The organism is Blautia sp. SC05B48 (genome assembly GCF_005848555.1).
GTDB lineage: Bacteria > Bacillota > Clostridia > Lachnospirales > Lachnospiraceae > Blautia_A.
This window is the reverse complement of sequence record NZ_CP040518.1, coordinates 3,311,493-3,337,502: the sequence shown is the minus strand read 5'-3', so window position 1 is coordinate 3,337,502 and position 26,010 is coordinate 3,311,493. Positions and strand designations below refer to the sequence as shown.

The following is a 26,010-nucleotide window of genomic DNA, read 5'->3' as shown; positions in this document are numbered from 1 at the left end:
TTTCTGAAAATATAATAGATCTGAATTCCGATTTATCCATCGGCACATAAACAACTGAACCTGGTCTTGCCGATTTTGTAGTTCTCATTGATTGCCCTATCACTTCTTTTGGTCTCATGTCTTATTTATCTTTCTTTGAATCAATTAGTTTTTTGCATTGTCACTATCAAAATGTAATGTCTTATGGTACTTTGCATTTTCCTCCAGAAGTTTTTTCCATTTCTGGCCGTCTTCTTTCGTAGGATTATCAAAATTCTGCTGCCCCTTCAGTTCATCCATATACTGGATATAATCCAGGAAATAAATATCTACTGTCGAAATATCCCTGTCCTGAATTGCGAAGTTATTACAGTTTCCAGTAGACTCATTATATGGAAGTGTGTTTCCGTTGGCATCAAGAGCTACCATGAAGCAGTCACTGTTGGATCCTTCCTTATAAAGTTCATTTACCGTCAGTTCATACGGAGAACGAATTACGGATTTGAGTCCGATACCAGCATCGTTTGTATCATTCAGTTCCAATACTTCTGTCCGGGAATCATCTACTGTAACCGGGATATCGAAACTCCAGTCACCTTCATATTTGTAGTAGCCGGCATCCCTTCCATAGTTTTCATCATCCGCTTCTGACCACTCATAGTCTGCTTCCAGCCCTCTTACCTTCGTGATATCCAGATGCAGATTAAAAGTATCCGGAATCTCAATATCTTTAATATATTTCTGATATGCTCCACCACGCTCAGATACTTTATTGATAAATTCTTCCAGCAGCGCATAACCTTCATCCGTCTGATCATCTAAGTCCGCCTGAGTTATTCCCATCTCATCCATTACCTGCTGTGTCATTTCATTGTATTTCTCATTATATTCCGTATAGTCTTTTGCCGCCTCTGCCAAATCATAACGGAAAATGCATGCATAGGTGTTGTCATCCAGAAACTGTCCTTCCACCTGACCGTCGATCACCGGACTAGCTTCTGAATCAAAGTCCACACCGCCAGTCATATCCAGATCAATGACTGGTGTTCCACTTTCCGCCCTGGTTGACGTTTCTGGAAATGGCTTATCACTCTTAAACTGCATAGTTATATAGACCGCCTGGCTGTTGGCATATACCTCAGAACATGTAATTGTCAGCCCATCTGCTGTTTTAATGTAAGCATTCTCACTAGTGGCATTACCTGTCTTGTCCCCATCTGCTTCACTGCCATCTGCCGTTGTTCCATCAACGGATTCCAAGGTTGTTGCATAATCCGAAAAATCACCAAAGAAACTTACATTATCCTGCAAGATTTCAAAAAGCCCTCCTACAACCGGGATATTCTTTGCCATTACTGGATTGGTTGCACAGAATATAAATCCGACCGCCAGTACCGCTGCCATACCTCCTGCTACCCTGCCTCCGATTTTCATCCAGTGGAATGGATCCCTTGGTGCTTTTTTCTGAGTAACCGTATTATTCTCAATCAAATGATAGGCCTGATTGATATGTTCATGTACAATCGCCGGAATTTCAGTATCCTTTTGCATTTTTTTCTGGAAATCTTTCTCATTATTATTTAGAGTCATCATTAGGCACGTTCCTCCTTAATTTTATATCCATATATCTCTGCGATTTTTTTTCTTCCACGATGAAGGCGGGATTTCACTGTGTTTTCTGGCAAATCCAGGATATTACTGATTTCCCGGATATTAAATTCCTCCATGTAGTACAGAATAACAACCAAACGATATTTACTATCCAATGGTTCTAATGCCTGTAAGCATTCTATTGTCTCATATTCTTCATGAAAAGGTGTTTCTGGAATTTGATCCATAAAAGTAACCAGTTTATTCTTTTGTATGACATCTTTACATTTATTGATCAGGATGCGTATCAGCCATGTTTTAAAGTATCTGTTCTTTCTTAGACTTCTTAGATTTTCATAGCAGGAAAGGATCGTATCTTGTATTGCATCTGCAACATCTTCATCATTTTTCAGATATGCTGCTGCAATCTTGTACATACTCTGTACATTTTCATCCATGAGCCTGCAAAAAGCATCCTTGTCGCCTTTCTTCGCTTTTCGTATCAAAACCTCATTCATTATAGTTCCAATTCTCCTATCTCAGACCAGTCATCCGGAGTATACTATAGAAGCTTCATTTATGTGCTCCTACTTATTAGACGTGCGAATCCCTAAAAAGGTTGCAAATATTTTAAAAAAAATTATCTCAGATAAAAACACCTCCGAAATCGTTCAAATTTTATGATCATCAGGTCCTATTAGGTTATAAAAACAGCCGTACCATGTGCGTTTTACATGATACGGCTGTCAATAATTCTCATACCCTCAGGATAGATTAATTGAATCGCCAACTAAGACTCTCCATTTTTATTTATGTAATAAAGTTTGATCCAGCATGTTTTTAATTTCATCCGGAAGACTGTCTATCATTGCATTTTCGTCCAAAAACAGTAAAGTTGTATATTTTTTCGCATCATTCGGTGCTGAGAAAATATGAGTTACTGTATATGCTGTTCTACTTTTAGAAAAACAATCTTCATCTCGCAGTGATTATACTACGAAGCAATCGCCTTTTTGCTGTCCCTGATCATCATACTCTTTATTTAAGCATAGAGTAAAATTAAGATCTGTTGTGCCAAACTTATAAGTTCTCGTATCTGTAACAATCTCTTCCAACATAAAGCCTTCTGATCCAGCCAGCATTGCAATCTGTCCGATATGCTTAATTTTACGCTTACACAATGAAAAAGGGTGCTGCGGTGTAAAAAATATCTGCGAAGCCTGAAGCAGCTTTTTTGCTGCATAACTATAAAATTATTTTGCGGAAAGGTTTGTGGCCACACCTGTTAAGTGCCTGAAATTGGCAGCTTTATAAAGCACCTCAATATATCTGCCTTCAAATACATATAGAAATCTTTTACCTACTAAATGCTTCCTATACAGATCGGCAGCTATTTTAATCTCCTGTACGATTTTCTCTCTATCCTGTTGTTTTCCCAATCATCACTATAATATAAAAACAGCACCGGACAACTTTTTGTTATCCAGTGCCCATAATCTTAAAAAGCGGTTTTATGCTGGCTGTCAGCCGCGACATCCTTCCGAACGTCTAAAATGTCGCCGGTATCATTAAGTCCCCGGCGCGGACTCACCGTATCTCCCTGGTGTGGGCGTAATACCCTTCCGAGTATCAAATAGTCCCAGTAATTACCCTGCCCGGGCACAGTACAGCTTTTACGTGCCGCTACACGAAACCTTTTGGTTTAACTATATTATATGCGATACCCTAAGAAATATCAATAGTTTCTGGCAAAATCGATTGGCTGTATTTTATTGTACCCCATTACTTACCACTGTCTATGGTTTCCAGATCCTCAGGACAGATCAATCAAAAATCATATCCTCTGTTCCATCAGGTCTTAAAAATACTGTTTTTGAAATTCCATTACATTCAAGCGTTACTTTCTGCTCACAGGAAGAACAGAGGCGAACCCTGTGTATCCTGCCATCTCTCCATTCAAAATCAACTGTGATGGCACCCTGTGCCTTCATTCCCCGGACATTTCCGTCTTTCCACTCAGCCGGAAGTGCCGGAAGCAACAGGATATGCCCCTTCCTGCTCTGGATAAGCATCTCTGCAACTGCAGCTGCAAAGCCAAAGTTCCCATCGATCTGGAACGGTGGGTGTGCACACAGCATATTGGGATAAATGCCGCCTCCCACACAGGAAATATTTTCCTCCCTGGTATAACGGAGCTGGTTTTTCAAAAGCCCCAGTGCATGTTCCCCGTCCCGGAGTCTGGCCCAGAGAGGCATACTTTCCATGCCATACACCATCCGGTTCCTTCGTCCCCGCGCCTTTCCAGAGCCACCCGGCAGGCTTCCAGAAGCTCCGAGGTTTTTTCTGTGATCAGGTTTCCGGGATAAAGACCATACAGATGGGAAACATGGCGGTGATGGATCTCTGTTTCCGGATAATCCAGGAACCATTCCCGGATCTGTCCAAAGCTTCCCGTCTTAAATGGCGACAGTTTTGAAAGTACCCGTTTTACATCCACTGTCTCTCCCTCTATGCCCAGGATGTTACATATTTTCAGGTAGTACCCAAACAGTTCTTTCAGGATGCTGATATCCATGGTGGATGCCATTCCCACACTGTGGGATTTTCCATCTTCTCCACAGAAACGGTTTTCCGGGGAAGTGGAAGGCCCGGTAACATAGTATTCCCCATATGGGAACAGGAACCCAAGATAGAACTTTACGGCTCCCTCGATCGTTGGTTTTCACGCACCAGCATCGTTGACTGTTTCTGCAGGAAATCATTCCGCTGATTGGTTACTTTCTCATACACTCTTGCCACCCTGATCCGCTACTTCTCGCGGTTATGGGAATCTTTTTGTTTTCGGGAAAGCCTGCGCTGTTCTCTTATGAGTTTTCGCATTGAGCGTTCCAGATATCTGGGATTTGATACCGTATTTCCATTACTGTCGGAGTAGAACGCTTTGATTCCGACATCAATCCCTATCGTTCCGCCAGCATTTGAGCGTGGTTCCGGTTCAAAATCAACATTTAAAACCGCAAAATATTTTCCAGCCGGTGTGTGCTCAATGATCACGTGATTAATCTTTTCCACTTCCATCGACTGCCGTATTTTAACAAATCCAAGTTTCGGAAGTTTGATATATCTTCCCACAATACGAATATTATCTTTTTGATTTACCGTTCTGTATGACTGGAACCGGTTATGTTTACTTTTGAAGGTTGGATAGGAAGCCCGTTTCTGAAAGAAATTCACAAATCCCCGGTCGAGATCCCGCAAAGACTGCTGTAATGCAATGGAATCTGCTGCTTTCAGAACGGCAAACTCCTCTTGCTTTTTCAGTTCAGTCAGCATGGCGGAAGTCTGGGAATAGCCGATCTTTTCCCCATTTTCATAGCCTTCCTTACGCATGGCAAGTCCCCGGTTGTAGATGAACCGGCAACATCTCAGGGTCTGATGGATGAAGTTTTTCTGTTCTCTGTTCGGGTAGATCCTAAATTTAATTCCTTTTTGCATTATCCCATCTTATCCTTTTGTCTCTGCGATGTTTTCTGGTTTTCAATATACTGTTTTACTGTTTCCAGCGGAGCACCGCCCACCGTCGATACAAAATAGCTGTTTGTCCAGAGAGTCGGCATTTTCGTTTTAAAATAGGGAAATTCCTGTCTTAAAATTCTGGACGTATAGCCTTTAAATGACTTTACAGCTTTGTGGATGCCAAACTGAGTATCTACTTCCAAAAGCATATGAACATGGTCTGGCATGCTCTCCATTTCCAGAATGTCTACAGAAAGATTTGCAGCATACTCTGTGAGCAGCTCCTTCAGCCGGACGTCCACACCATTAATTAATACTTTTCGTCTATGCTTTGGACACCATACTACATGGTATTACAGGAATAGACGACATTGTTGTTTGATTTATATGTTGTGTTCATATTTGTATTATGCTATGGCTCATTAATTAATACAATTGCTATTTTGTCCATCTTCAATTACTTGCATAAATTCGATGGACGCGTCTTATATCCCCATAGCTGAAGCAGGAGATTTTACGACGCATTGGATAATATTACGATACTTTTTTTACCTTAGAATTAATGGACATAAAACCTGCTCCTGGATGTCGCGGATAAATATTCTTATACCTGTAAGTACTCAGCACGATCCCCATAAGTCCATAAGAAATTATGATACAGCTTCCTCCGGCTGAAAAAAACGGAAGAAATGTTATTGATTGCGGAAATACGCCTAGATTCTCAAGGACATTTATCAAAAAACTGATGAGAAATACAATTCTGCACCCGCATCCCATCATCATACCCAGCTGATTTATCTGTCGCAACGCAGTGTTAAAGACTGCAAAAATCAGAACCGCAAGAACACAGCACAAAAGTATAGCTGCAATTATTCCATATACAGATGACAAATAGGTCAGAATGTAATCCGCATTAAATGCTGGCAGGATTCCCGTTACATCTGATTTGCTTTTCCCGATCAGCTTATTCTGTCTCCAAAGTGAATGCAACATTTTTGTGAGATAGTCTGTTTCGCTACCGCTGGAAAACATCGCCTGTATGCGTGCAATTTGATATTCCGCCAGCCTGTTTCTCAGGTACATATCCAGGAAAGCTGCTATGGGCGCGGTCAAAAACACAGCCCAGATTCCACAGATAATTCTTTTCTTTCTGACAGTAAATTTCAGATTTGTATTTCCAGCATCATATTGTATTTTCCCATTCATAATCTTCTAAGATAAGGCCTTCAAGATTAAGCAAACAACTCGTAGTTTTACTATGATTCCATTTATTAGCTCCCGTGTTTACTGTAAAAAACACATTCTTTTTTGCTCTTGTAATTCCAACATATAAAATACTCAGTTCTTCTTTAAATGCTTTTTTTAATGATTGAGCATATGTAAATTTGCAATAATCAAATCCTTCATTGCAACTATTTGCTTCCTTACAAGATCTGCACATATGAGAACTTGGAAAAGCGAAACCATTTAATCTAGGAATAATTACATATTCCCATTCTAGGCCTTTCGCCGCATGTATAGTAGTTAAAACAACTTGTTCGTCTACAAATTCCATCATATGTTTTAATCCTTTGTTTCCTAAAATGAAATCAATATAGTCATATTTATCTCTTGAAGTTCCACTCACTTTTTTCGATTCTACAAATAAAATTTCTAATAATTTATACATTGATTCAAATATATATTTTTTTGATTCTTGTTGATATATTTCATTTCTTCTGGCATCAACAGCCAATAAACAATTCTTTAGATTTCGCTGAACAGCTTTGCCTAAAACATTATTATGAAATTCTTCTAATGCTATATTATAAAAAGAAATATATTCGGGATCAGTTTCTTTAAATAACGCATTAAAATACAGAATGCCTTTTTGATCTAAAATTTGAGCAACTGAATTGCCTTGCCATCCTGCTCGTACCAGAACCGCAACCTTATCTTCTTTAGTTGAAACAATCTTTTCTATTCCCTTTACAATAAAATCATCTTCTTCATGATCGCTCTGTAAATTTTTCACAAGAACTGAGGCTTTTAAATGCGATGGCTGAAAATTTTCTACACAATCCCTTATAAATAAATCTAAGGCTTTCATTCGATTATTTTCTCTAAAACGATAATTATTACAAAATTTAATCTCTATAGCTGGATAGGTTTCAATGATTAAATTGAAAATACCATTTACAGCACCTAAAAAACCATATATTTTTTGAACATCATCACCTAAAAAAATAATCATATTATTGCCAATTAATTTTTTTATCAACAAATACCCTAACAGATTTGTATCCTGAAACTCATCTATAATAATCATCTGATAATATTGTTTATAAAAAGAAGATATTTGCGTTTCACGCAGTAATTTAATTGCAGATATTAAAATTCCATTATATGTAATTACATGATTTGTTATTAGCTTTCTGTTCAAAATATCCCAGTAATCATCCAATGCAACAATCAGATTCTCTTTATTTGAGGCTTTAACCGCATCATTTACTTTTTTCAATTTATCACTATCAGCACTTGTAATAAATGTATTCAAAAGAGGACTATCTTCGTCTACAATTTTGAAGTCCGATAAATGAATGAATTCACCATTAAGGCAATATCCATGTTTAAAGAGAATTCTCATCGCAAAATTGTGATAATTGGCAACATCCACTTTAGCTAAATATTTTTGGATGTTTTCCACCAATTCTGGTAAAAGTGCTTTTAATGAATCTTTTATTTTCATTGCCGCATTTACACTAAATGTCATTGCTAAAATTTTCTTATTCGACAAAATATGTCCATTACTTAATTCTCTAGCAATTTTACTCACCATTGCTGTTGTTTTTCCACATCCAGCTGGTGCTGTAACAATTATTCTATTTTCATCCGAGAAGATGAACTTTAATTGCTCGATATCTCCTGCATGTTTTTCTTTAATAACATTTTCTGCCTGCATTATTTTACCTCTTTTATTAATTTATTGATAATTTTCTCAAAAGCAGGCGGAATAACTGTAACATATCCCGCTAAAACTGCACCTTTAGCCGCATTTTTAGATTGCTTTAATTTTTGAAGTTCTCTATCTTTATTCTCCACCATAATTTTCATTTGTAAGGTATCATCTATTTCAATATTTGCTGGATTTTCTACAAATTGTCCAGGATTAAAATTTAATCCCTCCCTTCTCAAAATCGGAATATATGGTTCTACTCCTGATAATTCTTTACAGCTTTTTAAATAATCAGTCAATTTAAAATTGTCATATACATCTTCTTCATAATCATTCGCTTTTGTAAAATAGATATCTGGTTCAGAACTATAACTTTCTTTCTTATCCTTGTCTATTAGCGCGATAGATTTTATTCCAAAAGATTTGTAAAGTGCCATACATCTTTTTACACTGTCTGCTCCATCTAGCTTGATAACTCCGATTCCTCTCTCATCCATATCGAGGCCCATACGTTCAGCAAATACCGGAATTGCCCCATTTTCAGTGTCTCCTTCTACAAAAATAATACATTTGCTAAACATAGCCTCTTTTAAATATATAAAATTATGAAGCATATGCTTATATAATTTATCATCAATCACAACATTCATACCTGAAACAATTTTTAATTGCGAATCAGTTCCTGTACTTTTATATAATCTTATAAATTGTCTGTAGTTGTCCAATAAAATATTCGGTGAATGTGTAGCTATAAAAATCTGTCCTGTTAATCCATCTATATCAAACAAATCCTTTAATAAATTTAAAAATTCTTGATTATTATTTTCAATCAATGCCTTAATTTTTCTAATCAAACTTCGCTGCCTATATGGATGCTGATGAACTTCTGGCTCATCTAATACTAAGAATAAAGGAAAGAGTTTTTTTCCATCTCTGTTTATTAATCGTTCTTCAAAATCTTCAGGTTTCCTTGTCGCCTTAACGTTATAAATTATTTCAATAATTTGTAACAAAATATTAAATGCATATTGAACCCCTTCGCCCAGTGAGCTTAATTCTCGTCCATTCTCATCTCCCAAGCCTAACAATCTACATACAAGTTTATCTACTTCTGTTTCAACATAAGCACTTACACTATCCCCTGTAATCGTATTTATTTTTTTTATTTGTATGTTCACATTTTTAACAATGTTCTTAAGCTTTGTTTTCTTAAGAATATCTTTTTCTTGTATTTCAGATTGTTCCAAGCTATGTTGAATAAGATAATTCAATACTTTTCCTGAACCGCTTGTTTTTCTAAAGTCTACTTCCTTTGATGGCATCCTTTGTGCATAATAGTACAATATATTCATAGTCCGTATGGTTGCCATACCAATTTTGGTTTGATTTGGCGTATCGTGATAATAATTTATCCTTTCATCGACAGAATCTTGCACTGCAACTAAAGTAATTGAATTACTGTCATCTACATCAAAATTATCTTCAAAATATCCGATTTCTTCATTTGAATATTTAACTTTGAATTTAATTTTAATTGGTAATGTGATATCCATAAAATCGGTTTCTGCAAATTTCCCGATTGCCAAGCAGATGTTTATCAATTCTAATATATTGGTTTTACCAATATTATTTTCGCCAATAAGAAAATTTAAAGTATCATTAAACGTTATTGTCTTTCCGGTCAAATTCCGATAATTATTAATTTCTACTATTTCACTTATATACATGACATTATTTTGATGTTTTAAAATTTAAACATCTTTTCCTTCCTTTAATCTTCAGTTTTCTGATTCCCATTATAGATTTATAATCATATATTATATCCTATTTGATGGACGTAGAAAACATAAAGGAATAAAAAGTATTCACAAAAACCTTATATTTTTAATATAAGGAAAGATCTCCATGCTTTGTCCAGCTGTTTGCAGGTCTCTTGCGCTGTCTGTGACGGAAGTTGTCTGTACCACAGATCTCCTTTATGCTCTTTTTTCTGATAATACCAGTCAGGATACTTTTCCCGCCCCAGTTCTTTATAATGACGACGTTCATAGTTGCAGACATTCCAGAGTTTGGATGCTGCATAACACATATGCACTATGATATTGGAATATTCTGGTAGGATTTTTGCATATGTTCTGCGTGACAGCAACATTCTTACTTCGAATATGAAACAAAGAATTTATCGTACCAGATAAGGAATGACAAAACTGTCCAGATTTTACGGCTGTTATCTGCCTTTTTCTCTTTATGGTCTTTCAGAAGCTGAAGCAGTTCCTCTGTATGAAAAAATTCTTCTGCTTCTTTCGAGGTAAATAACTCCTTTACCATCTGATACCAGTCATCCTGCCGCAGCCACACACGGATTGGAATTGGAAAACCAAGTTTCCTACGTTCATCGGTTTCCTGTGGAAGAAATTCTGAAACAGCTTTACGGAAAATATATTTGGTTGTACCCGCTGCAATCTTGGCTTCCTTCGGAAGCTTTGCTGCAAAGTCAAAAACTTCTTTATCCAGAAATGGTACCCTGACTTCCAATGAATGTGCCATGCTCATTTTATCTGCTTTCTGCAAAATATCTCCAGGAAGCCAGTAGCTCAGATCTACAGACTGCATTTTTTCCATGTCTTGAAGTGATCCTCTGTTTTCTGACTCAAGTTCTTCAAAAAATGGTCTTAAATATTCCTGTGTGGAAGGTCCTGTTACTTTATTTTTCAAAATCTGCGCTTTCTCTTTTTCACGGTAAATATATGCATTTCCGATGAAACGTTCTTCCACTTTCATTCCTGCACGGATAAGGAAATCTCGTCCCTTCACATCCGGCAGCTTTGCAGCCAGTTTTCCAATTACACGTCTGACACCAAATGGAATCCAGTCAATTTTTTTCAATGATTCCGGTTCTCTGTAAATATTATATCCACCGAAAAGCTCGTCTGCTCCTTCTCCGGAAAGAACAACCTTGACATGACCTGCAGCCTCTTTTGAGAGAAAGTAGAGTGCAACGGCAGAAGCATCAGCAAGGGGCTCATCCATATGATACATAACATCTGGAAGGGCATCCCAGAATTCCTGCTTGGATATGATTTTCACATGGTGTTTCAAACCTGCTTTTTCTGCCACTTTGGCAGCTTTGTTTACTTCACTATATCGGTCTCCCTCATCGAATCCCACTGTAAATGCCTGATCTGCACCAGAGGAAGAAGCCAGATAACCGGAATCCACTCCTCCGGATAAAAACGCGCCGACTTCCACATCACTTAACATATGGTGCTCCACTGAATCCTTTAAATTCTCTGCAAGCTGATTCCGCAGCTGCTCCATATTCGTCTTACGGTCCCATTGGCCTGGTGCAAGCTTTGTTTTGAAATAAGTCTTTATCTCATAGTTTCCGTTTTTATATAAAAGCATATGACCTGGCATAAGCTTATAAATCCCCCTGAAAAAAGTTTCTTCCAGAGGGGAATATTGAAATGACAAATACTGCTCCAGTGCCTTCTGATTTACTTTCCTTTCATAGCCTGGAAATGCAAGGATACTCTTAATTTCAGAAGCAAATACAAAGTGTCCATCTATTTCGGCATAGTACACAGGCTTAATTCCAAAAAAATCCCTTGCAAGCATCAAACTCTGCGCCTGTTCATTCCATACAGCAAATCCAAACATTCCCCTGAGCTTATCCAGTGCCTTCTCCCCATACTGCTGAATAGTATTTATCAGAACCTCCGTGTCAGAATGAGTACAGAAAGAAATGCCGAAAGCCTCAAGTTCTGCCCGCAGTTCCTTATAATCATAGATTTCTCCATTAAAAACAATATGAAGGTTTCCGTCCGCACTTTCCATAGGCTGCTGCCCATCTTCTAAATCAATAATACTAAGTCTTCGAAAGCCCAGCGTGATCTTCTCCCTGCAAAAAGAGCCCTCACTATCCGGGCCCCTATGCTCAATGGCTTTCATCATCCTTTCAATTACTGTCTTCTGATCCTGTCTGTAACCTGTAAATCCACAGATTCCGCACATTTTATCCTCCGTATCTATTTGATGTAGTTTATACGCTGCAACAACTTTTTTACCACAAGTGAATCCCACATGGTCACATCGTAATCATAGTGGTCTGTGAGTCTGCGCCTCAGCTTGTGTTTTCCCTTCTTTTTCTACTTTTGTAGAAATCATCTCTAATTCTACATCTGTAGAATTAGAAAGTCAATCTTATTTTCTACAATTGTAGAATCTATGTCATATATTTGATTACCCGTCATGACATACCCCAATGACTCAGATCTTACAGATTTTCAAACGGTGTGAATGCCTCACTACTGATAAAATGAAAAGCCGGAAAAACGGTCTTTTGTTACAGAGCCATTTTTCCGACTGTATGGTTACCTATATTTAGTCAACTACCCATCACCTAAAGGTAATGGGCTTGGCAGACTTAGCCAAAAAGAACCGATATCAGTCTTGCAAAGACCTTGTATCGGTTCTTTTTGTATTTTCTCATTATCTAATTATGGGAGGATTTTTCTGTATCACCGAAAAAACTTTTATTCCCGCACTTCAAGCCACTGGTCAATGTTCCCAAAATGTACCGCCTGCAGGTTATCTACATCAACCAGTTGCGGGAAGCTGTTTCTGATGATCAGGACACCATTTTCCTTATCCTGTTTTTCTCCACCGCCAGCGATGCCTCCCATAGTCAGATCAAGTGTTAAAACCGTTCCATCTTTATAACGCACCTGGTCAATATTAGCTCTGCCATAAAGATCCATACCATAATCTGTACCTGTGTACTCAAACCTGTTTTTCTCATCTTCATACACCTTCATAGCTTCATCATAATCAAGATATAATGACCATAAAAGGGGCGTTACTTCCATTTTTTTCACTGTGATTTCATAACCTCCAAAATCACATTTCCGGTTCACTTCCAGAGTTGTCGGAGGCTTTACTGCACCCAGGGTCCATTTAAAATCCCATGTTCCATCTGTAATAACAGTCGTATCATAATCTCCTTCCTCCGTAAGATTCTTTAATGTGATTTCTACTGTTTTATTACTCAGATCATAATCACCGTCATAGGATATACAGGCGTTAAAATATTTAAGATGTGCAGAATTTTGATCTGTTTTCAGTAACACATCCTGTCCTACCCCAGTATTGAAACTTCCAAATCTGTTATTGTCCACTGCATATACTTCCTTTCCATCGATCTTAAAATGTGTCATCTCCTCAAAAGAAGTATGATCAGTCATAGAAATACTGTCATCTGTTTTCACTTCAAAAAAAGCATACAGAAATCCCTGGTCCTGAATAGAATCTGTCAGGGTAACCGTCACACCATTTTGTGTTACAGACTGGTCTATATTCTGAATATAGGTTGATTCCTGCAGTGTCTTCTGCTGTTCTTCCGATGGCTCCAGTCTTTTCACCAGGTAATTATTCCATTTAAAGAACTCTTTTGCAGCTACAGTAACAGCCATACCAGTACAAATTACTGCTGCTGCAATCAATAATCGGCCACTGATTTTTTTTCTTTTGTATTTTTTATCAACTGAATCCGCCTGTTCAATCTGTTTTAGTGTATCTTCAAATTTATTATGAAAATCCTGTGGTACTTCCGGTGCGATATTATTCCATTTGTTCTCTAACATGACATTTTCCCCTTTCCTGTTATTCTTTTTAATTGCTTGCTGTTTTTCCCAGTTGCCGGTCTTTTCTCTTCTTCGGATAACTGCTCTTTCAAAAACTCTCTTGCACGTGAAAGTCTGCTTTTGATCGTTCCTTCCGGAATATCCAGAGCCTCACTGATCTCTTTCAATGAAAATCCTTCTAAATAATACAATGTGACCAAAACCCTCAGATCCTCCGGAAGTTCCATAATCGCCATATACAAATGACTGTATCTGTTCTTCTCAGTCGTTTTCATATTGTCCATATATTCTTCATATGGAATAACATTTTTTCTTTTCCGAAGAATCCCTTTGCATTCATTGATCAATATCCTTGTGATCCATGTTCGGAAATATTTTTCTTTCTTTAAAGTGGGAAGTTTTTCATATGCCTTAAGAATTGTTTCCTGCACAGCATCCCCACAATCAGAGTCATTCTTCAGAATGGACTTTGATATATGATACAGCATGGCTTCTGCATCCCGAACCTCCTTAATAAATACATCTTTTGTCATAACTTTGTCTTCTCCTTTTGTCCAGCTGGATTACCACTCATGTTTACTTTTACACTAATTAGATGCATCGGAAAGGAAATCGGTTCTCATAAAAGTATTTTTTCCGTTGCCTCTTCCATTGCCAACGAAATATCCACTTTTTTAATCTCTGTTCTGTTTGTGTTTGTATTTTTTATGTAATTCCGTAATATATTCCTCAAGCTTCTCTTTGTCTTGCTCTTCACAGGCGACAAAAACAAAACACTGCTTAGATCAATCCGATATGCTTTCACTGTTTTCTCACCCAGTTTCTCTGTATATGTGCAATAATTCCAGAAACGGTGCTAATTTATCCGGTAGTTTCATTTTTACTCTCTTACGTTTTTTACATTCTCCGTATTATACTACCATTTCACCAGGATATTCTCAGAAATTTTACAAACAAAAAGATGGACATAAGCAAGATCATACATGACAGAAGCACTCCTTGCATTGCCAATCAGATCCGGATTCGGATATTCATCAACAATGGATACCAGGTTGTGTTTTGTATATCAGCTGTCACAAGGGATGATGACATGATCTTTGCTGTGAAATTCAGGCATAACCTGCCGGATCATGGAGGTTGCCAGTTCCAGTTTAGACTCTTTTTTCCGCCACATGCGATAACCAAGAGGAACGGAAAGATAAGGTACTTTATCCCCATTCCAGACAGGTACGCAGAGCATGACACTCACAAAGCAGTGTCCATTCAGATAGTTGGAACCGTTGTGTGCGGCTCAGTATAGATAATATCAGCAGAAATAAGGTATCTGCTGTCGGAACAGAAAAAGTTTCAAAATAGATCAAAAAATATTGCTGAAGTCTGCCTGTCAGTGTTTTTTCGCTGTATAATGTTTTTGCCGTACAGGTTCACTTTCCTTTGTAATATTTTATGCCAAATTCATTATACATCAGAAAGTCCTGTACGATATTTTTTTATGAAAAAGTTGTAAAGTGGTGTATTAATATCGTAATTTTCCAAAAATGAAACTTTTTGCTCTTTGACAGGATATATAAGAATGTAAAGGTTAAAAGCTTTTAATTTTTGAAAATATTAAAAAGAAAGTAGGATTGATATGACAGATGAAGAAGAACTTTTGCAGCGTCTCAGGAACAGAGAAAAAAATTCAATAGATGAAGCAATCCGAATTTATACGCCGTATTTGAGTACTGTTTTGTATCATATGACCGGCAATTCACTGCCGAAAGAGGATATTGAAGAAATTGTGGCAGATGTGTTTGTTGTACTTTGGAAGAATACCGGGAGGATAGATTTGCAGAAAGGTACATTACGGTCATATCTTGCTGTTGTTGCCCGGAATTTTGCTCTGAAACGGATAAACAGAAAGATGGATCATACATCTCTTGAAGATATTGAACTGTCAGATGGCAAAAATTTCATGGAAGAGAATTTTCACAATAATTATGTATGGGAAACAGTTATGAGCCTTGGCGAACCTGACAGCGAGATTTTTGTAAGACGGTATAAATTTGATGAAAAAATCAAGGATATTTCAAAAGCAATGGGACTTAATATTTCTACAGTTAAGACCAGACTTTCAAGAGGAAAAAGAAAACTCAGAAAAATGTTATCGGATGCGGAGGAAAAATTATGAGAAGAAAAAATTTGCTTAAAGAATTGGGAATACAAAAACAGGCAGATATTTCCTGCAATGCTCTTGATATTGATACAGAGAACGTCAGACAGAGAGTTTATGCAAAACTTGACTTCGCAGATACAGAAAGGAAGCAAACGACTATGAGATCAAAAAAGAAAATATTACCTTTGTTGATAGCTGCAACACTTACAATTGGAGTTACTGCTATGGCAGCAACAGGAAAGATTTCAATGTGGACAGGTTCATCTGCATCACGTGCTGATTATACATCTCTTCCAACGTCAGAACAGATTACAAAGGATATTGGGTATAGACCGGTATTGATTGATACCTTTGAGAACGGGTACTGCTTCAAAGAGGGCAATATTATAAAAAACAGTTTTAAGGATGGCAATGCAAATGTAATTGAGAATTTTAAATCTGTGTCCTTTGATTATCAGAAGAATGGAGATGTTGTATCGTTTGAACAGCAGAAATTTAACTCAAAGCTTACTCCGTCAGGTGATATTATTGCCACTGTAAATGGAACAAATTTGTATTATGTACATTATATAAATAAAGTGGTATCGGATGATTACGAATTGACAGAACAAGATAAAAAAGACCAGTCCAGTGGAAAAGTTGTATTCAGTTACGATGACAGCACTTCTCAGATTGAAGTCAGTCAGGTTCAAAGCGTTAACTGGAATAAGGATGGCATCCAGTATGATCTGCTGCAAATAGATGGAAAATTACCTGCCGGAGAACTTGCAGATATGGCGAGAGAGGTTATTAATAACAGAAGATAATCGAGTAGGAGGGAGTGATTAGCTCCCGCCCTTTTATCGAAACCGCCGTGCGTACCGTTTGGTACACGGCGGTTTCAATGAGTTGACGTGCACAGACTGATAGGCTTCCAATACATGCTACAGTGCAGTGCCCTTCCCGGGAATAAATAAACGGCTCATATCTGCATGCTCCAGTTCAAGAAGCGCTATTTTTTTGTCAATGCCTCCGGCATATCCTGTCAGGCTGCCATTTGCGCCTACTACACGATGACAGGGAATGATAATAGAAACTTTGTTGTGTCCAACTGCACCGCCTACAGCTTGTGCAGACATATGAGAAAGCTGCTGCATTTCAGCTACTCTTCGTGCAATCTCTCCATATGTGATCGTCTGCCCATAAGGAATCTGTAATAAAATCTGCCATACTGCCTGTCTGAATGCGGATCCGGAAGGATGAAGAGGGGGAGTAAATGTGGGGTCCTCACCGGAGAAATATATATCCAGCCATTTTTTTGCCTCTGTAAGGATTTTCGTCTCCTGCACTATTCTTTTATCAGGAAGTGTATTGGCAAAATATTTCTGGCCTTCAAACCACAGACCGGTAAGCCCAATATCATCGGCAGCCAGTAAAATATTTCCCAGAGGTGATAAATATGTAGAGATATAGATCATTTTCAACCTGCCTTTCAAAAATCATATTCTCCCATATATGATGAACAGAATACCGGTCAATGTCAAGATGGCATACAGTAAGAATTATGTTAATGCGATCGTAGCTTCCAAGGTTCAGAAAAGAAGCTGTTCTTTCAGTTTCCATTTTCTGTTCCTGGAAGTAAAGGCTGCCTCCACAGAATTCAGAAGTAGCAGCCTTTTCTGCTCCTGGGTAAGATTTAACAGAGATTCCATATATCGGAATTCCCGGGAGAGGGTTGTTCTTTCAATCGCCGGATCATCGGTATTTAAGGTTACCTTAAGTCCCATTTCGAGAAATGCTTTCAGCGGATAATCAGACATTTCTTCCACAGCTTTTGTCTGGCGGTTGCTTGTAGGACACATTTCCAGAAAAATCCCCTTATCCTTTACAAGCTGTATCACTTCCTTATTTCCTGCAATCCTCACACCATGGCCGATCCTGACCGCACCCATATGGACAGCTGTTTTTACATCCTCTGCATTTCCGGCCTCGCCTGCATGGATGGTAAATGGAACCTGATATTCTCTTGCTTTTGCAAAAAGTGCCTCGTAATTTTCTGTTGGAAAGAGTGCCTCGGCTCCTGCAAGATCGATAGCAACCACGCCGCCATCTTCAACAAGATATTTTTTTGCCAGCTCCAGAGTTTCCAGATTTTCTTTCTGGTTAAGATCACCGCGCATACAGCATAAGATCAGATTACCGGGGATGGGAGCTCTTTTCAGACCACGTAATGCAGCATGGATCGCTGTTTCCTGAGTCATTTCCTTCTGTGTATGGAACTGTGGGGCAAAACGAAGTTCTGCGTAGATCACACCGTCTTCTTTCATTTCAGAAAGGATAAGATAAACAGCTTCTTCCAATGCCTCTTCTGTCTGAAGAAGGGAAAGAGGCAGGTCAAAGCATTTCAGAAAATCATTGAGATTTTCGCAGGTATCCGGTACAGAAAGGAGAGAAAGAAGCTCTTCATCTGTTGCAGCCGGAAGTGTGATCTGCTGCAATGCGGCAAGTCTTCTGGCTATCTCTGGGGTAATGCAACCGTCCAGATGTGCGTGGAGATCGATGTAGTGATTAATGATATTTTCTGTTTTCATAGGCGTTAAGTACCTCCCTGTCAGGATTTATTCTTATCCCGGAAATGATTTTATATTTCTTAAGGTATCTGCCGGAATGAAATATTAAAGTGAATTCCGAGTTATATTTCCTGTGTGGCTTTTTTTAACCAGGATTTCTCTTCTTCATTCAGATATGGGGAAATTTTTTCGTATACAAGGGCATGATACTGATTGAGCAATTTGCGCTCTCCTGCTTCCATCTGTCCCGGATCTATACCTTCCAGATCAAATGGTACCAGGGTCAGTGGCTCAAATTTCATAAACTGGCCGTAGGATGTTTTTTCAGCTTTTTTGCAGACTACAAGATTTTCGTGACGAATGCCGAATTCATTTTCCGCATAATATCCCGGTTCATCGGAGGTGATCATTCCTTCTTCCAGAACAGGAGCCGGAAGCTCGTCAGGGCTTTTCCAGCGGAAGCTCTGCGGTCCTTCGTGTACATTGAGAAGATAACCTACGCCATGGCCTGTTCCGTGGTTGTAATCCTCTCCCATAGCCCAGAGAGGTCCTCTGGCCAGGGTATCCAGATTCAGGCCGGTACAGCCGTAACGGAATTTTGCTGCTGCCAGGTGCAGGTGTCCACGGAGTACTGCTGTGAAATATTTTTTTTCTTTTTCAGTAACCGGGCCAAGTACAACGGTGCGGGTGATATCAGTGGTGCCCTCCAGATAATGTCCGCCTGTATCCATCAGAACCAGTCCTTTTGGCTCCAGTGGAATATTGGTTTCTTCTGTTGCACTGTAATGGACAATGGCTCCATGTGCACCGTAGGCAATGATGGGATCAAAGCTGTTTCCCTGAAAATTCTCCTGTACGGAACGGAATTCATAGAGCTTATCAGCAGCGGAAAGCTCGGTGATCTTCTTCATTCCCACATTTTTCTTCAGCCAGTGGATAAACTTCACCATTGCAACGCCATCTTTGAGGTGGGCAGTCTTTTCATTCTGGACTTCGGTTTCATTTTTGATGGCTTTTGGGAGAAGGGTCAGATTTTCACCGTCCAGGATCGTTACCTGCTTCGGAATACTGCTGACCAGTCGGCTGTTTACATTGCTTCTCGAAAGATATACCTTTTTCTCTTCGGGGATCGTCTGTACATAGGTGTAAATATCATCATATGGATAAATGGCAATATCGTCTTTGGAAAGTGCTTCCTTAACAGAATCCGAAAAGGCTTTTTCATTGGCAAAAAGACGGAGCTCGCTGTCATCCAGCACAAGATAGGAAAGAACTACCGGGCAGCAGTGGATATCATTTCCGCGGATATTTAAAAGCCATGCAATGTCATCAAGAGAAGTGAGGATAAAGAGGTCTGCCCCCTTCTCTTTCAGTTTGCTGCGGATTTCCCGGATTTTGTCTGCTCTGGACCTTCCGGCCCATTTTTCGGATAATTCCATTACCGGTTTACAGGAAAGTGCCGGACGATCATCCCAGATATTTCCGATGAGATCCTCATTTACAGAAAAACGTATCTGTTTTTTCTGAAGGATTTTTTCCAGCGTCTCTGCTTCTTCTGCGCTTACGGTACGGCCATCGAAGCCGAGACACATTCCCTTTTTCAGATTTTCTTCCAGGAATTTGTGAATCGTTGGTACGTCCGGTTCTCCTATCTTAAACAGAGTAACCGGCGTTCCCTCTAACTGCTGTGCAGCCTGGATAAAATATCTTCCGTCTGTCCAGAGTCCGGCCATGTCTTGCATGATCACGGCAGTTCCGGCAGAACCGGTAAATCCAGTGATGTATTTTCTGCATTTAAAATAATCTCCAACATACTCAGAACCATGAAAATCATCGGTCGGAACCAGATAAGCATCGATTCCCTTTTCCTTCATTTGTTTTCGAAGAGCTGTGATACGTTCTGTAACTGTCATAATCTTATGCCTCCTCTGTATAACTGTTCTTTATCGCAAAGCCATGATCCATAGGGCCGCTTCCTTTTCCCAGATCCAGCATGGCAGCAAGGGCTCCGGAAATATAGTCCTTGGCACGGTTTACAGATTCCACCATGGAAAATCCCTTTGCAAGGTTGGAAGCGATGGCTGAGGAAAGAGTACATCCTGTTCCGTGGTTGTTGGGATTGTCGATCCTTTTTCCCTCAAACCACTGATATGTTCCATTTACATAGAGAAGATCATTGGCATCATTGAGCTTATGTCCGCCCTTGCAGAGAACTGCACAGTGATATTGCTCGGAAACCTGTTTTGCAGCTTCGATCATATCATCGGCGCTTTTGATCTTCCGTCCGGTAAGCACCTCGGTTTCCGGGATATTGGGGGTGAGAAGATCTGCAAGAGGAAACAGTTCCTCCTTCAGAACATCCACTGCCTCCTCGCTGATCAGTCTTGCACCACTGGTGGCAACCATAACCGGGTCCACCACGATGTTTTTTGCCCGATACCAGCGGAGTTTTCCTGCGATCATATGGATCAGATCACTTTCGGAAACCATTCCGATCTTTACTGCATCCGGAAAGATATCCGTAAAAATACAGTCCAGCTCCTGACCCAGGAACTCTGCGGTTGCATTCTGGATAGCTGTGACACCGGTGGTGTTCTGGGCAGTCAGTGCGGTGATGGCACTCATGGCGTATACTCCGTTTGCCATCATGGTTTTAATATCGGCCTGGATCCCGGCTCCTCCGCTGGAATCGCTGCCTGCGATGGTTAATGCTGTTTTCATCTTTGGTTTCCTCCATTTTCTGTGAATATATGATTTTGTAACTCTGTCAGATCCCGACAGTAGATATAGGCATCCTTTTTCAGCTGTTCCTGATCCGGTTCTCCCAATGCGTCATAAATACCGGCAGTCAGAAATCCTGCTTTTCCGGCAGTCTGCAACGCGTAGAGCGAATCCTCCACAACCAGCGTCCGGGATGGCTCCGATCCCAGTGCTACTGCTGCTGTAAAATAGACCTTCGGAGAATGTTTGCTTTCTCCGATCTCACTGGTGGTATAGATTTTATCAAAAAAGGAAAGAAGTCCGTTTCTTTCCAGCGCCCGGCAGATATGTTCCCTGGGGCTTGAGGTTGCCACCGCAGCCGGGATTTTCTGTTCTGCAAGACATTGAAGAAGCTCCCTGGCACCTGATTTTGCCGGGACCTCTTCAAAATAATATTTGCGGATCCGGGCTTTCAGATCCATCACGATCTTTTCTTCGGAATACTCAAGAGTAAACCTGCTTTTCAGCCAGGCCGCTCCCTGCTCCATACTCATGGAAAAAAGGATTTCGTCCATTCCCGCAACCGGCTGATATCCCAGATCTGTAATATATCGTTTTCCAAGCTCCTTCCAGACAGAAAGCGAGTCCAGAAGGACACCATCTGCATCAAATATCATGGCTTTTATAGGAAAAATCATGTTTATACTCCTGGAAATTTTTTTGTAATACTCTGTCATTGGAACATTACGAAATAATTTTCCATGACATAAAAACTGACATAAAAAACGCGGATATATCACAAAAGATATATCCGCATTTATTATAAGCCGCAGATTCTCAAAATGCAACCGGGAGTTAATGAGGCTCATCTGAAACAGTAATTCTCTGTTTTCAAAATATTTTTTATTCTTTACCGTTAAAACAATATGTGCATACATTACAAGGATCGATTCCAATGGATTCCAGAAGATCATCCAGTCTGTGATAACGGAGAGTGGTAAAATTCTGCATCTTGCAGATATCCTGTACCATCTGCTCGTATTTCTCTGTATGTGGATCTGCATATTCATCCAGAATTTCCTGCGGACAGTTGGGGCCTTCTCTTTTTTCAATCACCTGACGTGTGATCAGCTCCATCTCAGATTTGGAACGTGAGAAGTTTAAGTATTTGCAGCCGTACATGATCGGCGGGCAGGCAGGACGAACATGAACCTCCTTGGCACCGCTGCGGTACAGAAATTCAGTTGTTTCGCGGAGCTGGGTACCACGTACGATGGAGTCGTCTATGAGAAGAAGTTTTTTATCCTTGATCAGCGCACGTACCGGGATCAGCTTCATTTTTGCAATGAGGTTACGTTGGTTCTGATTGGTCGGCATAAAAGATCTGGGCCAGGTTGGTGTATATTTGATGAAAGGTCTTGCGTAAGGAATGCCGGATTCATTGGCGTATCCGATGGCATGGGCAATGCCGGAATCCGGAACACCGGCTACAATGTCCGGATGCACGGAATCGCCGTCTCTCTTTGCAAGCATGCTTCCGCAGCGGTAGCGCATCTCCTCTACATTTACACCTTCATAAGAGGCTGTCGGATATCCGTAGTAAACCCAGAGGAAAGAACAGATCTTCATTTTCTTTCCAGGCTCAACCAGAGTTTTAACTTCGTCTGCTGTTACGAATACGATCTCTCCAGGGCCTAGCTCTTTATAATCTTCGTATCCAAGGTTGATATAGGCATGACTTTCAAAAGAAATACAGTATGACCCTTCTTTGTGGCCAATTTCCACAGGAGTTCGTCCCATCTTGTCACGGGCTGCATAAATTCCGTCTTTTGTCATAAGAAGCAGAGTCATGGAGCCATCGATCAGGCCCTGTACGTACTGGATACCTTCCACAAAATTGTCTTTTTCACAAATCAGTGCAGCGATCAGTTCGGTCACATTGACTGTTCCGTTGGTCATCTCCTGAAAATGTACCTTGGTCGTATTGTACAGCTGCTGCAGAAGTTCATCATAATTATTGATCTTTCCCACAAAAGTGAGGGCAAAGCTGCCGATCCTGGAACTGAACAGAAGGGGCTGAGGCTCATAATCAGAAATACATCCGATTCCCATATTTCCCTTCATGGAACCCACATCTCCGTCAAATTTTGTACGGAAAGGCGTGTTCTCAATGTTGTGGATGGCACGGTCAAATCCACTTTCTCCGTAAACCGCCATACCTCCGCGTCGTGTTCCCAGATGAGAATGGTAATCCACTCCGTAAAAAAGCTCCAGTACACAGTCATCCTTCGATGCTACTCCAAAAAATCCACTCATAATGTGCTCCTCTCTACTACCATAATGCTAACGATTTTTGTTGTCGTTTGTACATCCATAATCGCTATCAGTATAGCATAAGAGAATTGAAAATAAAAACCAATTTGGCGGATATTCCTGCTTTTTCAGAATAAATTATAATGATATTAGCCGAATTTATAGAAGCAGAAAGCATTTTATGCGTGAGGCAAATGTTCCGTCAGTTCCAAAGTGCGATAAACAGATTCAGGTAACCGGCAAAAGTCAGCCATGCCAGATACGGGACCATCAGATATGCAGCATTCCGGGAAAACTCCCCGAATGTGCAGATACAGCAATATACAAGTCCCCACAGAAAAATAAGCCAGAGAAATGCAAAGCCATACCATCCTGCCCCAAAGAAGAAAAACGGCCATAGGAAATTCACAGCAAGCTGGATCCCATATAAAGTAAGAGCCTTATTTCTGGCTCTGCTTTTGGGCCTGGATGCGATCAAGAACGAAGCAATCCCCATCATGATAAAAAGAATCGTCCATACAACCGGGAACAGCCATCCTGGCGGCGATAAGGGAGGCTTATTTAATGTTGCAAATACTTTCATTCCGTTTCTGGTAAAAAAACCGGAAACAGCTCCGGTCGCCAGAGGCACTGCAATGCAGGTGATCAGTTTTCTGGTATCTTTTTTCAAAAATATCCCCCTTTCTGGTCTGAGAAGATCTGCGGACAGCATTCATTTTCTCTGTTTATTATATTTCAGGATGCCGGTTTCTATACAATCATAATCGAGTAGGAGGGAGTGATTAGCTCCCGTCCTCTCACACCACCGTGCGTACCGTTCGGTACACGGCGGTTTCAATAGTTGATGTGCACAGACTGATAGGCTGTGGCTAAATCATAAAAGCCACCGTTTATCAGTCTTTCTTTTGTCATGGCTTTCTTAACTGTTGTCAGATTCGCACAATACCAGTGTCCTCTCCGGCAGTTTGCTGCCATGTTCGCATAGTATTCGTGTACTCCCATCTTTATCAGATTTCTTTTCTTTGTTCTTGGAAGTTTCCACTGTTTCCATATACACATGCGTATTCTGTGATAGAGCCATCCGTTGATGTCTTCAATATTGTTTTTCATGCTTGCTATTCCGTAATAGTTCAGCCATCCTCTTGCATATACCTTGATTTTCTCAAGGCTTGGTTTGATTGACTGTACAGACTTACGGGAAGATAACTCTTTCAGTCTCGACTTAAACTTCTTCCATGACTTTGGATGAACGCGAACGTAGATACCGTTCCCATTCCTTCCCAATGCAAAGCCAAGAAACTTAAAATTTCGGATTGCAAACACGCTGACAGTACGGCTTTTCTCTCTGTTGACTGTAAGTTTCAGCTTCTCTTCCAGATATTTCGTACTGCTTTCCAGAAGTCTCTCCGATGCCCGTTTGCTCTTCGCAAGGAGCACAATGTCATCTGCATATCGGATACATGGGACTCCTCTCTTTACAAACTCCTGGTCAAACTCATTAAGGTAGATATTCGCCAGTAATGGGGATAGGTTTCCTCCTTGTGGCGAACCTTCCTCTGTTTCCATCACCACTCCATTCTCCATTACCCCACTTTTCAGATAACGCTTAATCAACTGTACCACCCGTTCGTCCTTTACGGTCTTGCGCAGTAAGTTAATAAGGATTTCATGGTTAAGTGTATCAAAGTATTTCGATAAATCTAAGGATACTGCATAAGTGTATCCTTTTTCTGCATACTCCTTCACTTTAAGTATTGCGTCTTTGGCGCTTCTGCCCGGACGATAGCCAAAGCTACCATCTGCAAACAGCGGTTCATAGATTGGCACTAACTGTTGGGTTATTGCCTGTTGGATGGTACGGTCTATCACCGTTGGTATGCCAAGCTTTCGCACACCACCGTCTGGTTTTGGAATTTCAACCCGCCTTACCGGAGATGGAGTATATTTTCCTCTGAGTATCCGGTTTTTCAGTTCCTGTTGATGTTCCTTTAGATATGGCAGGGTTTCTTCGATACTCATTCCATCAATACCTGCCGCTCCTTTATTCGCCTTCACTCTTTTATACGCTCTGTTTAGATTATCTTTGTACAGTATCGCTTCCAAGAGTTTCGGCTGTGCACTGTCTCTTTCTTTCCATATCCGATTGAATGACCTTGACGCTTTCGCATACCCTTCATGTTCCGCACTATCTCTTTGCGAACAGCCACTTTTTGTGTTTTCTGTCATCATCAGTCATTCCTCCTTTCCCAGTCATACTCAAGACTCCTACTGATTCGGTCCTTCACCTTTCGGCTACTATGACCTCTGCTGACTTCTGTGCGTTCAGCACTGCTTTGTACAGTGGTTACTCCTTTCGGAGCATACCGCACAGACCTCCCCGGGTACCACACGTTTCTTCCTCTCCATCCATCTGCCTTATTTATCACGCATGATTCCGTGTAGTTATTGGGCTTTGACTTGGATAGCAGCCTTACCCTCATGCATAACCTTATATGAGATTTCTGTTCGTCAGACCAGAGATTTGCCCGTGGTTAGTCTGTTCCCACATCCGGCTTCCTTCGGATTCCGTCTCACGATGGACACCCTTGCCTTCGGCTATATCCTTCCCACTACCGGGCGGATTCGGGACTT

At 40.1% G+C, this 26,010-nt stretch carries 22 protein-coding genes and 1 pseudogene; 2 read left to right on the top strand and 21 right to left on the bottom strand.

Annotated elements, in window-relative coordinates; all coding sequences use genetic code 11:
• Positions 1-144: 144 nt before the first annotated feature.
• The 13 genes and pseudogenes from EYS05_RS15560 to EYS05_RS15495 all read right to left on the bottom strand — a co-directional run bounded on the left by EYS05_RS15560 (position 145) and on the right by EYS05_RS15495 (position 14,195).
• Positions 145-1,572: a DUF4179 domain-containing protein gene (locus tag EYS05_RS15560; protein WP_138277503.1), complete on the bottom strand. Its 1,428-nt coding sequence runs from the start codon at positions 1,570-1,572 to the stop codon at positions 145-147.
• Positions 1,572-2,087 (bottom strand): sigma-70 family RNA polymerase sigma factor, encoded by a 516-nt coding sequence (locus tag EYS05_RS15555; RefSeq protein WP_114002663.1) that lies wholly within the window; start codon positions 2,085-2,087, stop codon positions 1,572-1,574. The genes EYS05_RS15560 and EYS05_RS15555 overlap by 1 nt, the downstream gene beginning before the upstream one ends.
• Positions 2,088-2,822: 735 nt before the next feature.
• A complete protein-coding gene (locus EYS05_RS18235; protein ID WP_243119144.1) occupies positions 2,823-3,008 on the bottom strand; it encodes a PBECR4 domain-containing protein in 186 nt (61 codons plus the stop codon).
• Between the two features lie 384 nt (positions 3,009-3,392).
• Positions 3,393-3,833, bottom strand: a complete 441-nt coding sequence (locus EYS05_RS15545) for a glycoside hydrolase family 95-like protein (protein ID WP_243119142.1) — start codon at positions 3,831-3,833, stop codon at positions 3,393-3,395.
• Entirely contained in the window at positions 3,773-4,249 is a 477-nt protein-coding gene (locus EYS05_RS15540; protein ID WP_420314738.1) for a glycosyl hydrolase family 95 catalytic domain-containing protein, read from the bottom strand. The genes EYS05_RS15545 and EYS05_RS15540 overlap by 61 nt, the downstream gene beginning before the upstream one ends.
• A gap of 128 nt (positions 4,250-4,377) precedes the next feature.
• Complete coding sequence (locus EYS05_RS15535) at positions 4,378-5,064, bottom strand: transposase (RefSeq protein ID WP_243119140.1); 687 nt, start codon at positions 5,062-5,064, stop codon at positions 4,378-4,380.
• Positions 5,064-5,485, bottom strand: a pseudogene (tnpA, locus tag EYS05_RS15530) (IS200/IS605 family transposase). Before tnpA ends, EYS05_RS15535 begins: the two are co-directional and overlap by 1 nt.
• Before the next feature lie 134 nt (positions 5,486-5,619).
• On the bottom strand, positions 5,620-6,168 hold the full coding sequence (locus EYS05_RS18130) for an FtsW/RodA/SpoVE family cell cycle protein (protein WP_243119137.1): 549 nt from the start codon (positions 6,166-6,168) through the stop codon (positions 5,620-5,622).
• Between the two features lie 100 nt (positions 6,169-6,268).
• Positions 6,269-8,026: a UvrD-helicase domain-containing protein gene (locus EYS05_RS15520; protein WP_138277501.1), complete on the bottom strand. Its 1,758-nt coding sequence runs from the start codon at positions 8,024-8,026 to the stop codon at positions 6,269-6,271.
• Positions 8,026-9,747: an ATP-dependent nuclease gene (locus EYS05_RS15515; protein ID WP_118197852.1), complete on the bottom strand. Its 1,722-nt coding sequence runs from the start codon at positions 9,745-9,747 to the stop codon at positions 8,026-8,028. Before EYS05_RS15515 ends, EYS05_RS15520 begins: the two co-directional genes overlap by 1 nt.
• A gap of 427 nt (positions 9,748-10,174) precedes the next feature.
• Entirely contained in the window at positions 10,175-12,034 is a 1,860-nt protein-coding gene (asnB, locus tag EYS05_RS15505; protein WP_138277500.1) for an asparagine synthase (glutamine-hydrolyzing), read from the bottom strand.
• A 521-nt stretch (positions 12,035-12,555) separates the two neighbouring features.
• A complete protein-coding gene (locus EYS05_RS15500) occupies positions 12,556-13,662 on the bottom strand; it encodes a DUF4179 domain-containing protein (protein ID WP_138277499.1) in 1,107 nt (368 codons plus the stop codon).
• Positions 13,656-14,195, bottom strand: coding sequence for an RNA polymerase sigma factor (locus EYS05_RS15495; protein ID WP_118368756.1), 540 nt, complete (start codon positions 14,193-14,195; stop codon positions 13,656-13,658). The genes EYS05_RS15500 and EYS05_RS15495 overlap by 7 nt, the downstream gene beginning before the upstream one ends.
• Positions 14,196-15,292: 1,097 nt before the next feature.
• Here EYS05_RS15495 and EYS05_RS15480 point away from each other — a divergent pair.
• Both EYS05_RS15480 and EYS05_RS15475 read left to right on the top strand, forming a co-directional pair.
• Complete coding sequence (locus EYS05_RS15480) at positions 15,293-15,832, top strand: RNA polymerase sigma factor (protein WP_110103537.1); 540 nt, start codon at positions 15,293-15,295, stop codon at positions 15,830-15,832.
• On the top strand, positions 15,829-16,623 hold the full coding sequence (locus EYS05_RS15475; protein ID WP_118368755.1) for a hypothetical protein: 795 nt from the start codon (positions 15,829-15,831) through the stop codon (positions 16,621-16,623). The genes EYS05_RS15480 and EYS05_RS15475 overlap by 4 nt, the downstream gene beginning before the upstream one ends.
• Before the next feature lie 117 nt (positions 16,624-16,740).
• Here the strand turns inward: EYS05_RS15475 and EYS05_RS15470 are convergent, their stop codons facing one another.
• From EYS05_RS15470 to ltrA, 8 genes are all read right to left on the bottom strand, one after another.
• A complete protein-coding gene (locus tag EYS05_RS15470; RefSeq protein ID WP_118368754.1) occupies positions 16,741-17,274 on the bottom strand; it encodes a methylated-DNA--[protein]-cysteine S-methyltransferase in 534 nt (177 codons plus the stop codon).
• 114 nt (positions 17,275-17,388) lie between these two features.
• Positions 17,389-18,387: an adenosine deaminase gene (add, locus tag EYS05_RS15465; RefSeq protein WP_118368753.1), complete on the bottom strand. Its 999-nt coding sequence runs from the start codon at positions 18,385-18,387 to the stop codon at positions 17,389-17,391.
• Positions 18,388-18,488: 101 nt separating this feature from the next.
• Positions 18,489-20,279, bottom strand: a complete 1,791-nt coding sequence (locus EYS05_RS15460) for an aminopeptidase P family protein (RefSeq protein WP_138277498.1) — start codon at positions 20,277-20,279, stop codon at positions 18,489-18,491.
• Between the two features lie 4 nt (positions 20,280-20,283).
• Complete coding sequence (gene thiD, locus EYS05_RS15455; RefSeq protein WP_138277497.1) at positions 20,284-21,087, bottom strand: bifunctional hydroxymethylpyrimidine kinase/phosphomethylpyrimidine kinase; 804 nt, start codon at positions 21,085-21,087, stop codon at positions 20,284-20,286.
• On the bottom strand, positions 21,084-21,764 hold the full coding sequence (locus EYS05_RS15450; RefSeq protein WP_158293339.1) for an HAD family hydrolase: 681 nt from the start codon (positions 21,762-21,764) through the stop codon (positions 21,084-21,086). Before EYS05_RS15450 ends, thiD begins: the two co-directional genes overlap by 4 nt.
• Before the next feature lie 205 nt (positions 21,765-21,969).
• Complete coding sequence (locus EYS05_RS15445) at positions 21,970-23,382, bottom strand: amidophosphoribosyltransferase (RefSeq protein WP_118513963.1); 1,413 nt, start codon at positions 23,380-23,382, stop codon at positions 21,970-21,972.
• Between the two features lie 199 nt (positions 23,383-23,581).
• Positions 23,582-24,049, bottom strand: coding sequence for a TspO/MBR family protein (locus tag EYS05_RS15440; protein ID WP_243101124.1), 468 nt, complete (start codon positions 24,047-24,049; stop codon positions 23,582-23,584).
• Positions 24,050-24,213: 164 nt separating this feature from the next.
• Positions 24,214-25,608 (bottom strand): group II intron reverse transcriptase/maturase, encoded by a 1,395-nt coding sequence (gene ltrA / locus EYS05_RS15435; protein ID WP_330575480.1) that lies wholly within the window; start codon positions 25,606-25,608, stop codon positions 24,214-24,216.
• Positions 25,609-26,010 lie beyond the last annotated feature (402 nt).